The following is a 12,754-nucleotide window of genomic DNA, read 5'->3' as shown; positions in this document are numbered from 1 at the left end:
TTTAGGCTATTTATTCTCTGACTTGAAAGAAGCGGTCGGCGGTCGGCAGGATTCAGGAGTCGGGATTCAGGAGTCAGGATTCAGGAGATTATTTTTATTTATTGTCCCCACACCCCACACCCCACACCCCACACCCCACACCCCACACCCCACACCCCACACCCCACACCCCACACCCCACACCCCACACCCCACACCCCACACCCCACACCCCACACCCCACACCCCAGAAAAAGCATACTCAGCCATACAAGCAAAGAAAAACGAAACTTTTGCTTTGAGGATATCTCCTGACTGGTAGGATAAAAATGAACCATACTAGGCAGTTTAACCTCCACGCCGCCGAGGCCACACCTTTAATCATCAAAGGAAAAGTATTTATATGTCTAAAAATCAAGTGTTCGACTTTTTCGCCTTAGCCGCTAAAAACGAAGAATTGGGTCAAAAAATGCGCTCAACCCAAGATCCTCAGCAATTACTAGAGATAGCTCGCTCGCAAGGCTTCGATTTCTCCCTTCCTGAATTAGAAGCGGCACTCAAATCCTTGCACGAGAGTCCCGACTTTTTCCAAAAGTTAGCTCATGCAGTGTTAGAAGTTTTCAGTCCTAACCACGATAATTATCCCTCGATCGGTGTCCAACCCTACGAAGGTGAGATCGATCGCTAGAATCAGTGATCAGTGATCAGATGTGAGTTTTCAGTTCACTGATTACTGTTCACTGTTTACTGATCACTGAAAAAGGCTCCCCTTCTCCCCACTCCCCCACCCCAGCCGTATATAGTATAAAAAAATTATAAAAAAGCCGAAATCAGGGAAAATAGGCTTTTATCTGCCAATAAATCCAGCAGAGACAAGCAAGCCGCCAAGAGAAAACTTAAAGCGGAAATCGGCTCATAGCAAAGGTTTTAGCTGTAGATATCCTGAGAATTGCTGAGGCTGATGGGCGAAGTCAAGGAATGATTAACTTTCGTTAACCTGAAGATGAGAAATAATCATAATGTTTTATATTGTCAAAGGTGTCATAGTTTCCTATGCTTTTTTTAGGTTGATAATTTTGCCTGACTCGTCAAATTTTTACCAACCGGCCCTAGAAAATAAAATTAGTGGATGAAAACGGTCACGATCGAGATAAAATTCAGGATGGTCTTACCCACCTTGCCACGATCCCGACTGCCACCAGAGCTAGAGCAGGAAAAGTAACAAGGAAAGAATTTGACTGAAACAAAATTGATAACGCTAACAAAATTAATAGTTTAGTTTGGCTTGACAAGCGAGGAACAAAAAAATGCCAATTGCAGTAGGAATGATTGAAACCCTAGGATTTCCCGCCGTTGTGGAAGCGGCCGATGCCATGGTCAAAGCCGCCAGGGTGACTCTAGTGGGTTACGAAAAGATCGGTAGTGGTCGCGTCACTGTCATCGTCCGGGGAGACGTTTCAGAAGTGCAAGCTTCTGTGGCTGCCGGAGTGGAAAACGCCAACCGGGTTAACGGAGGACAAGTGCTATCTACCCATATCATCGCTCGTCCCCACGAAAACCTCGAATACGTGCTGCCCATTCGCTACACCGAAGAAGTAGAGCAATTCCGCAGCTATTAAACACCGTTGATCGGGGTCAGCATCTATAGAGTCGAAGAAAGCCAACCATTAGGAGACAAAAATATTATGTCAATTGCAGTGGGCATGGTGGAAACCTTGGGTTTCCCGGCCGTCGTCGAGGCGGCTGATGCCATGGTGAAAGCCGCCCGCGTAACCCTAGTAGGTTACGAAAAAATTGGTAGTGGTCGCGTCACCGTCATCGTCCGGGGGGACGTTTCGGAAGTACAGGCCTCCGTATCGGCGGGGACAGAAGCGGCATCTAATCGTGTTAAGGGTGGTCAAGTCCTCTCGACCCACATCATCGCCCGTCCCCACGAAAACCTCGAATACGTTCTTCCCATCCGTTATACAGAAGCCGTGGAACAGTTTCGTGAAAGTGTTAACCCGCAACCTTTAAGACGAATCTAGAGCGCAACTAACTTTTAGTGTAAACAAATTCCATGCAAATTGCCAAAGTTTGCGGCACCGTCGTTAGCTCCCTGAAACCGCGCAGTATGACGGGAGTGAAACTTCTGCTTTTGCAATTCATCGACGCACAGGGGCAACTTTTGCCTAAATACGAAGTAGCGGGTGATATTGTCGGAGCGGGGATTAATGAATGGGTGCTAGTGTCCCGGGGAGGAGCCGCCCGTATCGAAGACGGACAGAACAATCGCCCCCTTGACGCGATGGTGGTGGGGATTATTGACACTATAACCGTAGAAAATCGCACCCTCTACAGCAAGAGGGACGAATTTCGTCAATCCGGTTAAACATCGATAGAACCCAAACACAGTTAAGTAACAACCAGCCAGCCAAATTCAGTATGGAGGAAGACTAACTATGGTCGTCCGCACAACGGCGGCTAGTCCGAAAAAGCGGACCAAATCCCCAGAGGAAACGCGCATAGACGAGAGTGCCAAAGTCCACACCTTCTCTAACCTCAGTGGCGCTATCGAGATCGGGGCGCGAGTGGTGATTGCTCCGGGGACTTCCATCCGCGCCGATGAAGGAACCCCCTTTCACATTGGCGACGACAGCAAAATTCAGGACGGAGCAATCATCCACGGTTTAGAAAAAAGCCGTGTGGTGGGAGATGACGGCCGAGAATATTCGGTGTGGATCGGCCGGGGCAGCTGTATCACCCACATGGCACTCATTCACGGGCCTGCCTATGTGGGCGATCGCTGTTTTATCGGTTTTCGCTCCACCGTCTTTAATGCCCGCATTGGTGCCGATTGCATCGTCATGATGCACGCCCTCGTTCAAGACGTGGAAATCCCCGCCGGGAAATTCGTGCCATCCGGTTCCGTGATCACCAGCCAACAACAGGCCGACCGCTTACCCGATGTCACAGAAATCGATCGAGCCTTCACCCGTCACATTGTCGATATCGACCTCGCCCCCAGCGTCCCGGTCAAAGCCCACAGCCCAGCGACTCCTCCACCGGCAGCCGCTATAAACATCGCTAATGAGACGCTATATAGAAATTCGGTGACACCTATGAGTTTAAATACAAACATTCGAGCGCAGGTTCGCTCCCTCCTCTCCCAAGGCTACAAGATCGGCATCGAATACGCTGACAAACGCCGCTTTAAAACCAGTTCTTGGTTAAGTGCCGGCTTTATCGACGGCGGCCGCGAAGAACAGGTATCCCAATCCCTAGAAGCCTCCCTGAGAGACCTGCAAGGCGAATACGTCCGCCTGATCGGAGTCGATCCCGCCGCTAAACGGCGCATACTGGAAATGATTATCCAGCGCCCCGAAGACACCCCGGGAGAACCGGCCCGCACCACCACCGCCGTCCACGGCGGTCATGGCAACGGTAACGGCCATTCCGACCTGTCCGTACAAGTGCGTTCCCTGCTGGCCCAAGGACTGAAAATCGCCACCGAACACGCGGATAAACGCCGTTTTAAAACCAGTTCTTGGTTAACCGGACCGGCGATCGAAACCAAGAGCGAAGCGGGCATCATTCGCGATATTGAAGCGATCGTGACTGAAAATAGCGATGAGTACGTCCGCCTGATCGGGATCGACCCGCAAGCGAAAAAACGCGTCGTCGAAATGATTATTCACCGCCCCGGCAGCGCCCCCGCTAGTAACGGCAGCGGCAAAGCCAGCAGCTACAGCGCCCCCGCTAGTAACGGAGCCAGTTATAGCATCAGTGGTAGCTTAAGTGGGGAAACGATCGCTCAAATTCGTTCCCTGCTCGCCCAAGGCTACAAAATCGGCACCGAACACGCGGATAAACGCCGGTTTAAAACCAGTTCTTGGCAGAGTTGCGCCCCGATCGAAAGTAATCGCGAATCCGAGGTAATTACTGCTTTGGAAGATTGTTTACGGGAACATAGCGGCGAATACGTCCGCTTACTCGGTATCGATGCTAAAGCCAAAAAACGAGTTTTAGAAACGGTGATCCAGCGTCCCGATGGTTCGGTGAGTAGTAATGGCAGCAGTAAAACCGCCACCGTTGCCGAACCGAGTTTCAAAAGCTCTGCTTCCAGTTCCTCCGGCGGCGGTACTGCCACTTTAACCAGTACCTTAACGGCGGAAACGATCGCTCAGATTCGTTCTTTATTGAACCAAGGTCACAAAATTGGCAGTGAACACGCGGATAAACGTCGTTTTAAAACCGGTTCTTGGCAAAGCTGCACCCCGATCGAGAGCAGTCGCGAATCCGATGTGGTGGCCGCTTTAGAAACCTGTCTGCGCGACCATCAAGGGGAATACGTTCGTCTGATCGGGATTGACTCCCAAGCGAAACGTCGTGTTCTCGAATCGATTATTCAACGCCCTTAATTTCAGGACTCGGCGATCGGTGAAGGGAGATAGGTGTTAGGTGTTGGCGGATCGGGAAAAATACCCGAAACTCTAACCCCTACCCCCTAACCCCTGGTCACTGATCACTGATCACTGAATAACTGTCAATTATGTCCTTACCCCCCGTTCAACCTATTAGCCGCTCGGAATTCTATGTCAATGGTGATGTAACCATTGATGAGAGTGCGATCGTGGCTCCGGGGGTGATTCTCCGAGCAGCCCCCAATAGCCAAATAATTATCGGTGCGGGTGCTTGCCTGGGTATGGGAACAATTTTAACCGCCTATCAGGGTGTTATTGCTATCGGTGCGGGAGCAATTTTAGGTACAGGTGTTCTCGTCGTCGGTCGGGGTGAAATCGGTGAAAATGCCTGTATTGGGTCAACCACAACGATTTTTAATGCTTCTGTGGCAGCAATGTCACTCGTGCCGTCTGGCTCCCTGATCGGGGATACTTCCCGTCAAATTACCATCGAGGTGTCAGCGACCCGATCGGAACCGGAAAGACCCCCTTTACCGGAACCGGAACCCGTAGTCAGTCAAGTGTCCCCAGTCCCGTCAGTGGAGGAAGTGGTCGCTGAAACCGTGGCCAGTCCTTGGGATAGCGAGGAAATGGTCGCCGAGGCCAGTCCCGCGGAAACCAGAGAACAAGCATCTACTACTAACCGACCGAATCAAGCATCGGTGGTCGGAAAGGTCTATATCAATCAGTTATTGGTCACGCTATTTCCAGAACGTCATCGTTTTAATGGCAACAATAACCATAATTCTTGAAGGGGAAAATAATCGTTCACAAGCCAAAAATCTCAACAATAATTACTGAGTAATTAGACCTAATTTATCTAGAGTTCACGGCTGTCTAACTGTCCTCTAGGTACTGGGTATAATTGCTTAGAAATCCAGTTAATATTTAGCGATTGCCGACAATTTTTTGAGGTTGTAATTATTGATAATCTTCCTCAATTAAAGAGTAGTTTTAATCGCTCAAAGCCTGATGAGCAGAATTTTCTGTGCGTCAATCAGGTAAATTTTTGTTGATTTTTTTGTGTTTTTGTAGAGATTGTCAAAGTTAGATGACGACAGATTAAAGAAACTAATCCCCCCGAGAAAAAAAAACAATCAAAATTTTAGAGATAGGGAAAAAAAATGATCAGAATAGGATAAAGTTCGTGTTAAGATGATCAGTTGAAAAAAACATTAGTGAAAATTGCTCCCTAACTTCGCTCCTGGCAGCAGGGGAAAGGAGCTTAAGAAAAATCTATGTCGGTTGACGGCGAGATTTTACAGGTGCGACTAATCATGCAGTTTATGGAGGAATAATCCCAATGGTGCAAGCCAAATCCAAAGGTTTCCAGGCCGGCGTAAAAGACTACCGACTGACCTACTACACCCCCGACTACACCCCCAAAGATACCGATCTACTAGCTTGCTTCCGGGTGACACCCCAACCCGGAGTTCCTCCGGAAGAAGCAGGTGCGGCAGTAGCGGCGGAATCTTCCACAGGTACCTGGACCACCGTTTGGACCGATAACTTAACCGACCTCGATCGCTATAAAGGTCGTTGTTATGATATCGAACCCGTACCCAACGAAGATAACCAGTTCTTCTGTTTCGTTGCCTATCCTTTAGATCTATTTGAAGAAGGTTCCGTCACCAACATCCTCACCTCGATCGTTGGTAACGTTTTCGGTTTCAAAGCTCTACGCGGTCTCCGTTTAGAAGATATCCGTTTCCCCGTCGCTTTAATCAAAACCTTCCAAGGTCCTCCCCACGGTATCACCGTTGAACGGGACAAATTAAACAAATACGGTCGCCCCCTACTCGGTTGCACCATCAAACCCAAACTCGGCCTTTCCGCTAAAAACTATGGTCGTGCCGTTTATGAATGTCTCCGCGGTGGTTTAGACTTCACCAAAGACGACGAAAATATTAACTCTCAACCCTTCATGCGTTGGCGCGATCGTTTCCTCTTTGTCCAAGAGGCGATCGTTAAATCCCAAGCAGAAACCAACGAAGTTAAAGGACATTACCTCAACGTAACTGCTCCTACCTGCGAGCAGATGATGCAACGGGCTGAATTCGCTGCCGAAATCAAAACCCCCATCATCATGCACGACTACCTCACCGGTGGTTTCACCGCTAACACCACCCTGGCTAAATTCTGCCGCGACAAAGGGTTACTGCTCCACATTCACCGGGCAATGCACGCGGTTATCGACCGTCAGAAAAATCATGGTATCCACTTCCGCGTTTTAGCTAAGTGCTTACGTCTCTCTGGTGGTGATCACCTGCACTCGGGAACCGTTGTCGGTAAACTCGAAGGTGAACGCGGGATCACGATGGGTTTTGTTGACCTGATGCGTGAAGACTATGTAGAAGAAGATCGCGCTCGTGGTATTTTCTTCACCCAAGACTACGCCTCCTTACCCGGGGTAATGCCCGTTGCTTCCGGTGGTATCCACGTTTGGCATATGCCCGCGCTGGTGGAAATCTTCGGTGACGATTCCTGCTTACAGTTCGGTGGTGGAACCCTCGGCCACCCCTGGGGTAACGCACCTGGTGCAACCGCTAACCGTGTGGCTCTGGAAGCTTGTATCCAAGCTCGTAACGAAGGACGCTCCTTGGCCCGCGAAGGTAACGACGTTATCCGGGAAGCTTGCCGTTGGAGTCCTGAACTGGCTGCCGCTTGCGAACTCTGGAAAGAAATCAAATTCGAGTTCGAGGCTATGGATACCCTCTAATACAGCCCTTCAGAAGGTTGTTAGCAGTTATCGGTGGAAAATAATGCCGGGGACTTGCCCAAAATCGGGAAGCAGTCGCTAGAATTTCAACACTGATAACTGTCTAGCCAATAACTGAAAACTGTATAAAATGTATCCGAAAAAAGTTGTTCAAGATACCGCGAAAGTCTTACAAAGTTACCTAACTTACCAAGCGGTTCGCACGATTATCGATCAATTGTCAGAAACTAATCCGACTTTAGCTATTTGGCTGAGTCACTATACTTCTAGCCATTCCATTCAGGATGGCGAGGCCTATATTGCGGGGTTGATGACTGAGAATAAAGAGTTAGTTTTGCGGATCATGACGGTAAGAGAACATCTAGCCGAACAGGTTTTAGAGTTCTTGCCAGAGATGGTAAAAACGGGAATTATTAATGACAATACCGAACATCGTCGGCAACTTTTGGAACGTCTCACCCGTACTGCTATAAGTCAACCAGAGACATCGGAATTAAATCTCGATGTTGATGATCTACCCAACCCATAAGGAATCAAGAAACCCATGAAAACTTTACCTAAAGAGAAGCGTTACGAAACTCTTTCCTACTTGCCCCCCCTCACCGATCAACAAATTGCTAAACAAATTCAATACATGATCGATCAGGGTTATATTCCTGCTGTGGAATTTGAAAAAGATCCCAAACCCGCGGATTATCATTGGACGATGTGGAAACTGCCTTTATTCTCTGTTTCTGGTCCCCAAGAAGTTCTTAATGAAGTTCGCGAGTGCCGCACCGAGTATTCTGATTGCTACATCCGCGTTATCGCTTTTGACAACATCAAACAATGTCAAACCATGAGCTTTATTGTTCATAAACCCAATGCCGGCCGCTACTAATTTGGCTGTCATCTAATTATTAACTTTTGAGGGGGGTTCTTAGACCTCCCTTTTTTTCTATCATTTGTTATTGAAAATCGTTGATTAACATCCAAAAACACTTGATTGGAAAATCATTAAGGTTATTACCTTGAAATTCTACAGATTGATTTCTAACCCAAGCATTTGCTACTGTGCGGAAGCGTGTGTCTTTATATTGATTAACTTTCTCGGCTTCTTGACTAGGATTTTTCCGAGGATCCGATAAGTCTGAGGCTGTTATATAAAGACATTTACTATAAACAACAAACATAAAATTAAATCCTATATGTCCATGAGATAACCATCTTGAGGTTTCAATGTCACATTGATTGGTCATATTCAAATAGACTTCAAATTTATTAAATAGCTTTTGAATCCGAAGTTGATCTAGTTTGTGTTTTTTATTCAGTATCTTACCCCATTCTTCTAAATCAATTTTCAGAGATGTGGAGGTGATATCTATACACTGCCAATTTACTGATTTAGCAATAGGCTTAACTAACTCTTCTGATGAACCTGCTAAACTCAAAGCACAAGCTATTCTGAGAGTATGCTCAAATTTAGATTCAAAAATTTCAAATGCTTCTTGATAAAAACTACTGACTAAATAATCGTTGAATGCCTTTCTCAACGTTGATATTTCAAAAAAATAGTTTTCAATTGAATGACCTCTACTCCAAATTAATCTCTTGTTAATTTTATGAGTTTTAATATGATCTTTTAAATCATTGCTACATTCAAATTCTCTAAATTCTCGATCAACAAAGCCCAAAACTCTATTGTTAACATCTGGCGGCTCTTGGGCAACTAAATCACAGATTTTTTCTATCTTAGCTCTATTTCCTAATTCTCCTTGTATTCGCTCCGCAGTATCAATAATAATTTTTTTCAATAAATATAATTTTTCTGCTGAAATCTGAGCTTCATTTTTTTTTAAAAGATTACAAATAATAGTAAAAAAATCCTCATCATCGGCTCCTTCTAGCAATAAAAACCGATCCTGTGACATAATTATTTCAGTAACGTATTCTTCAGGAGTTAACTGTAATCCGTTCATAAAGTCGATAATTATCTAAATTTTTAAAAGGGAATGTCGTCCAACAAATCATTATCTAGTGTATCACTTTCAAGAGTGTCAGTATTTATATTAGCCTTTGCCGTTGGTTGTAGTTCAAGTTTTATCATTCTCTCTCGATATTTGGATGCAATTACAGCAGAATGAGTACAAATAATGAGTTGTTTCTCATCAAGTTGTTTAACCATTTCTGGTAATAATTTACGTTGCCAATCGATGTGAAGTGAAATTTCAGGTTCATCAATTAAGACAACCCTACCACTTGTCATGTGACTGGCGGCATAAATTAAACCTACGACTTGTCTTTCTCCAGAAGACAAAATTTGCAGACTATGAATAGCTTCTTCATCACCAATTTTAACACCTAATTTCCCTCTGCCTTGAGGTAAGCTTGTAGAACCTATTTTTAATTGCTTTCTCTCTAAAAATCCATTGACTGATTCAAGATATCTTTCAATACTAGAATAAGCTGTTATTTGTTCATCTAGTCTTTGTTGAAGAGAACTTTTATACACTGATAAAACTCTACTAGCAATAGTTTTGTATTTTGGATCTGATTCAAACGATTTCAACTGTTCTATTAATTGTTTATAGACATCATCTGATTGATTACGATTAACTTGAAAAGATGAATTTTGCAATTTTTCCGAAAGTTCTATTATTTCTGTAATAACTTCTTCCGGCTCTTTTGTATTATCGTCTGTCTCAGATGATTGAGAAATAGCTTGAGAAAATTGAATAAAAGCTTGTGAAAGCAAATTTCTATCAAGACTAGCAATTTTTAATTGAGCTTCTGTTAATTCTGAATTAATATGTTCTTCTATTTCTATCGGTGAAGGATACTCAAGTCTAGGGACAAATTTCCCAAATAGAATCCGAGCTAATTCGGTTGATCTGGCGGAACTTCTGAGAACTTTGCTAAAATTAGGTGATCTTCGGGCAAAATGTCTAATTTCATTTTCATCTAAGGTAGCCCATGCCTCAATCATTGTTCTAAAAGCAGGGAAATAAGTTGCTTTTAAGTCAATATCTTGCTTTTTCCTAGAAGATGATCGATAATAAAGTGCAGATAAGAAAATTTCGCTATTTTCTTTTTGCTTTTCTTCTTCTAATAATTTTGTAAAAGGGTAAGAATCGACTTTTTCATGATTAACAAAGACTGTTGTTACTGTTTCTTTTATATCTTCTTGAGGAGAATTATGCTGTTCTATCAATATTTTCGTATCATCATCTAATGTAATGGTTAATTTTTGAAATTTTAAATAGCCAAAACGTCTAAAATCTTCGTTGACGGCATTAGCAAGAATATGCAATACAGTGGTTTTGCCTGTGCCATTACTTCCATGAATAATATTAACTCCATCTTGAAAATCAAGATTAATATCAAATCTTCCATGTATTCCAATCGCTTCTAAACGCTTAATAAATCGAGACATACCTTTAATCTCATATAACAGTCTCAAACGAAAATTATAATCTAATATGAAACTTTTCTCAAGTTTTTTCCTAAGCTGATCCGAACGGGTAATAATAACTAACACTGAGAGAGCTTATTTTAGTGCGATCATCGACCTTGACATTGGTAAATTCGGTTCTTCGGTTTGTGTTATGCAATGGACGGGGGTTATAAGGGATGGAACCCTTATAGAGAAAGACATTTGGCGATTTTTATCAATTGTTTTTGCTCTAGAGCGAACTAATCAATTAAGTCTCTTGCCAGATAAGGATTTAGGTGGTGATTCTGTAGTAGTGATGGCGGCTTAATCCTTTGCCAGGTGTGCATTGTAGTCATGGATAAAATACCAAACAGCCCCAACGTGATTCTCCATTTTTTTAGAGAAAGATAGACTCTCTCTCACCAACCGAGAAATCCTTTGTCGAAAGGTATTATTTAATCTTTCAATAGGATTAGTTTGACCAGTTTCTTTCCCGACTGGTCGATGACGTTTACTGGGAATTACTGTCTTATATGACTCCCAAAAGTCTGTGTAAGCAACTGCACATTGTCGGTAAACACCTGGTAAACTAGCCCAAAGTTTTTTGGCTGATTGACGACTCCTATCTCCGCGCATAGCAACCAATAATTTTCCTTGTATTTCTATCAATTAACCGCCAAATATAGACCTTTATCGTCTTAGAAAAAACAAAAGACCACATTTCATCACATTCTCTAACCAATTTACCTTTTGGCTTTTGGTTTGTCCGAAACCTTTATTTGACGGGGGACAGCCGCCAGTTTATTGTTGACATAATTTTGTAACCATGACCAACTTACCCCTGTTACTCTAGCAATTCCTCGTCAGGAAATTCGTTCGAGCAAGAGTTTATCAATTAATTGTTTGGTTTCGTCAGAGACGGTTTTATTAGTGGGATTGATCACCAACTGACGACCACATTCTTTACCTTGACGTTTGGGTTTTCCATTATGAATAGAACCATTCTTGATCGTATGGTGAGAACCACAATTAGGACAGGGGAACGGAGGTGAAGGGGGTACTTTGTTCGGTGCTAGACTGATATTTCAGTAAGCCAGACAGGAGCCAGAAAAAGATATTTATCAGAAAAGTCATGATCAAGCTAGAGGTTTAAAGACTGATTCGAGCCAATTATTTTTATTAATAAATATTTTACACAATTCATACCAGGTAAGCAAGAGAGCTACGCCACTACTACCGAATCATTACCAACGGGTTTCTTGAAGAAACCCGTTTTCTGCGCGTAAAGATCGCTTAAATCTTGGCCCGATTCTACCACCGCTGCCAAAACGTATAAAGCTGATAAGGAGGTGCAAAATCAGTTCATAAGATTTTTCGTACAACCCACGCTTTATCTTGGAGGTGCTACACTGGGTCTAGTGGGACTTAGACAAAAAACAAATCGAGAAAAGCCTCAACTCCAATCCCCGCTTGGGATTTACTTCGAGAAGCCCAAAATCGCTGAAACCCAGATATATCAAGGAAAATCATAAATCGAGGTTAACCCTTTGTCCCGTAATGGTTTGAGCCTTTTTTGCTGACCGAAAACGCCTAAGTCCCACTAGCTGGGCTAGGTTGTGCCGTAGCTGGAATAAAGAATCTGATAAAACCTTAATCCCCTTACTTTAGATGTTTTTAAATACCTTAATTTAAAAGTATGTTAACATCCCTGACTCTTCGGAATTTCAAAAGCTATCAGGAGGCAACCTTGTCTCTAGCAGCCATCACCTTTTTAATCGGTGCTAATGCGTCAGGGAAAAGTAATGCACTAGAAGCAATTCGCTTACTTTCGTGGTTAGCAAAAGGCAGCAGGTTAGATGACATTGGCGACAAAATCTAACTCTTTGCTAAAGGGTTTCTGACAATTAACGTACTTAAATTGACGACGATTAACTTGTAGGTACACTGGTTAGCCTGAGAGCGGTAAATCTTTGACTAAATGTCGATGATTTTGGTGTAGTTTATCGCTCTCTAACCCACAACGAGGACAGGTTGCTTTTTTATTTTTTGATTCAATTCGTCAAAATATACCGATATTTTCTAGGTGTCGATAGCCTTGAATAGAGGTTCCTTTTAGGTTCAAAAATTTATCAACTATTATAGGTAAAATACTCTCGTTTTTGGCGATTATATCAAATCTTAACTCTATTGTCTATCTTTGTG

General features: G+C 43.7%; 14 protein-coding genes and 2 pseudogenes. 11 read left to right on the top strand and 5 right to left on the bottom strand.

Annotation, left to right across the window (positions count from 1 at the left end):
- Window positions 1–66: 66 nt before the first annotated feature.
- On the bottom strand, window positions 67–249 hold the full coding sequence (locus tag MAE_RS33545) for a hypothetical protein (RefSeq protein WP_041804245.1): 183 nt from the start codon (window positions 247–249) through the stop codon (window positions 67–69).
- A gap of 133 nt (window positions 250–382) precedes the next feature.
- On the opposite strand from MAE_RS33545, the gene MAE_RS20820 reads away from it, so the two are divergent.
- The 9 genes from MAE_RS20820 (at window position 383) to MAE_RS20780 (ending at window position 8,020) form a co-directional block, all read left to right on the top strand.
- On the top strand, window positions 383–667 hold the full coding sequence (locus tag MAE_RS20820) for a Nif11-like leader peptide family natural product precursor (protein WP_002759324.1): 285 nt from the start codon (window positions 383–385) through the stop codon (window positions 665–667).
- 619 nt (window positions 668–1,286) lie between these two features.
- On the top strand, window positions 1,287–1,598 hold the full coding sequence (locus MAE_RS20815) for a carbon dioxide-concentrating mechanism protein CcmK (protein WP_002734613.1): 312 nt from the start codon (window positions 1,287–1,289) through the stop codon (window positions 1,596–1,598).
- A 66-nt stretch (window positions 1,599–1,664) separates the two neighbouring features.
- Window positions 1,665–2,006 carry a carbon dioxide-concentrating mechanism protein CcmK gene (locus MAE_RS20810; protein ID WP_002733426.1) on the top strand — a complete coding sequence of 114 codons (342 nt, stop codon included), beginning with the start codon at window positions 1,665–1,667 and terminating at the stop codon, window positions 2,004–2,006.
- 32 nt (window positions 2,007–2,038) lie between these two features.
- A complete protein-coding gene (locus MAE_RS20805) occupies window positions 2,039–2,350 on the top strand; it encodes a EutN/CcmL family microcompartment protein (RefSeq protein WP_002759323.1) in 312 nt (103 codons plus the stop codon).
- 70 nt (window positions 2,351–2,420) lie between these two features.
- Entirely contained in the window at window positions 2,421–4,379 is a 1,959-nt protein-coding gene (locus tag MAE_RS20800) for a ribulose bisphosphate carboxylase small subunit (RefSeq protein WP_012267299.1), read from the top strand.
- 131 nt (window positions 4,380–4,510) lie between these two features.
- The gene (locus MAE_RS20795) at window positions 4,511–5,173 is read left to right on the top strand and encodes a carbon dioxide concentrating mechanism protein (RefSeq protein WP_012267298.1); all 663 of its coding nucleotides are present in this window, start codon (window positions 4,511–4,513) and stop codon (window positions 5,171–5,173) included.
- Window positions 5,174–5,724: 551 nt separating this feature from the next.
- Window positions 5,725–7,140 (top strand): form I ribulose bisphosphate carboxylase large subunit, encoded by a 1,416-nt coding sequence (locus MAE_RS20790; RefSeq protein ID WP_002753365.1) that lies wholly within the window; start codon window positions 5,725–5,727, stop codon window positions 7,138–7,140.
- 130 nt (window positions 7,141–7,270) lie between these two features.
- The gene (rcbX, locus tag MAE_RS20785) at window positions 7,271–7,669 is read left to right on the top strand and encodes a RuBisCO chaperone RbcX (RefSeq protein WP_002732424.1); all 399 of its coding nucleotides are present in this window, start codon (window positions 7,271–7,273) and stop codon (window positions 7,667–7,669) included.
- 15 nt (window positions 7,670–7,684) lie between these two features.
- Entirely contained in the window at window positions 7,685–8,020 is a 336-nt protein-coding gene (locus MAE_RS20780) for a ribulose bisphosphate carboxylase small subunit (protein ID WP_002741682.1), read from the top strand.
- A 67-nt stretch (window positions 8,021–8,087) separates the two neighbouring features.
- Here MAE_RS20780 and MAE_RS20775 read toward each other — a convergent pair whose 3' ends face one another.
- Window positions 8,088–9,098, bottom strand: a complete 1,011-nt coding sequence (locus MAE_RS20775; protein ID WP_012267297.1) for a DUF4435 domain-containing protein — start codon at window positions 9,096–9,098, stop codon at window positions 8,088–8,090.
- Between the two features lie 23 nt (window positions 9,099–9,121).
- Window positions 9,122–10,552: an AAA family ATPase gene (locus MAE_RS20770; RefSeq protein ID WP_002731617.1), complete on the bottom strand. Its 1,431-nt coding sequence runs from the start codon at window positions 10,550–10,552 to the stop codon at window positions 9,122–9,124.
- Between the two features lie 172 nt (window positions 10,553–10,724).
- On the opposite strand from MAE_RS20770, the gene MAE_RS34195 reads away from it, so the two are divergent.
- The gene (locus tag MAE_RS34195) at window positions 10,725–10,880 is read left to right on the top strand and encodes a hypothetical protein (RefSeq protein WP_173351085.1); all 156 of its coding nucleotides are present in this window, start codon (window positions 10,725–10,727) and stop codon (window positions 10,878–10,880) included.
- Here the strand turns inward: MAE_RS34195 and MAE_RS30570 are convergent.
- A pseudogene (locus MAE_RS30570) lies at window positions 10,877–11,634 on the bottom strand (IS1 family transposase). The gene MAE_RS34195 and the pseudogene MAE_RS30570 sit on opposite strands and share 4 nt — an antisense overlap.
- A 614-nt stretch (window positions 11,635–12,248) precedes the next feature.
- Here MAE_RS30570 and MAE_RS30565 point away from each other — a divergent pair.
- Complete coding sequence (locus MAE_RS30565) at window positions 12,249–12,431, top strand: AAA family ATPase (protein WP_012267295.1); 183 nt, start codon at window positions 12,249–12,251, stop codon at window positions 12,429–12,431.
- Here the strand turns inward: MAE_RS30565 and MAE_RS32695 are convergent.
- Window positions 12,417–12,692, bottom strand: a pseudogene (locus MAE_RS32695) (transposase family protein); the annotation flags it as partial. The gene MAE_RS30565 and the pseudogene MAE_RS32695 overlap by 15 nt on opposite strands.
- Window positions 12,693–12,754 lie beyond the last annotated feature (62 nt).

Source organism: Microcystis aeruginosa NIES-843, assembly GCF_000010625.1.
Lineage (GTDB): Bacteria > Cyanobacteriota > Cyanobacteriia > Cyanobacteriales > Microcystaceae > Microcystis > Microcystis aeruginosa.
This window is presented reverse-complemented; position numbering and strand designations above follow the sequence as displayed.

What these genes read in the sequence shown, in the direction of transcription:
- MAE_RS20770 (WP_002731617.1), bottom strand. Translation starts at nt 10,552, where the DNA reads ATGTCTCGATTTATTAAGCGTTTAGAAGCGATTGGAATACATGGAAGA.
- MAE_RS20800 (WP_012267299.1), top strand. Translation starts at nt 2,421, where the DNA reads ATGGTCGTCCGCACAACGGCGGCTAGTCCGAAAAAGCGGACCAAATCC.
- rcbX (WP_002732424.1), top strand. Translation starts at nt 7,271, where the DNA reads ATGTATCCGAAAAAAGTTGTTCAAGATACCGCGAAAGTCTTACAAAGT.
- MAE_RS20815 (WP_002734613.1), top strand. Translation starts at nt 1,287, where the DNA reads ATGCCAATTGCAGTAGGAATGATTGAAACCCTAGGATTTCCCGCCGTT.
- MAE_RS34195 (WP_173351085.1), top strand. Translation starts at nt 10,725, where the DNA reads ATGCAATGGACGGGGGTTATAAGGGATGGAACCCTTATAGAGAAAGAC.
- MAE_RS20805 (WP_002759323.1), top strand. Translation starts at nt 2,039, where the DNA reads ATGCAAATTGCCAAAGTTTGCGGCACCGTCGTTAGCTCCCTGAAACCG.
- MAE_RS20820 (WP_002759324.1), top strand. Translation starts at nt 383, where the DNA reads ATGTCTAAAAATCAAGTGTTCGACTTTTTCGCCTTAGCCGCTAAAAAC.
- MAE_RS20795 (WP_012267298.1), top strand. Translation starts at nt 4,511, where the DNA reads ATGTCCTTACCCCCCGTTCAACCTATTAGCCGCTCGGAATTCTATGTC.
- MAE_RS20810 (WP_002733426.1), top strand. Translation starts at nt 1,665, where the DNA reads ATGTCAATTGCAGTGGGCATGGTGGAAACCTTGGGTTTCCCGGCCGTC.
- MAE_RS20775 (WP_012267297.1), bottom strand. Translation starts at nt 9,098, where the DNA reads ATGAACGGATTACAGTTAACTCCTGAAGAATACGTTACTGAAATAATT.
- MAE_RS33545 (WP_041804245.1), bottom strand. Translation starts at nt 249, where the DNA reads ATGGCTGAGTATGCTTTTTCTGGGGTGTGGGGTGTGGGGTGTGGGGTG.
- MAE_RS30565 (WP_012267295.1), top strand. Translation starts at nt 12,249, where the DNA reads ATGTTAACATCCCTGACTCTTCGGAATTTCAAAAGCTATCAGGAGGCA.
- MAE_RS20780 (WP_002741682.1), top strand. Translation starts at nt 7,685, where the DNA reads ATGAAAACTTTACCTAAAGAGAAGCGTTACGAAACTCTTTCCTACTTG.
- MAE_RS20790 (WP_002753365.1), top strand. Translation starts at nt 5,725, where the DNA reads ATGGTGCAAGCCAAATCCAAAGGTTTCCAGGCCGGCGTAAAAGACTAC.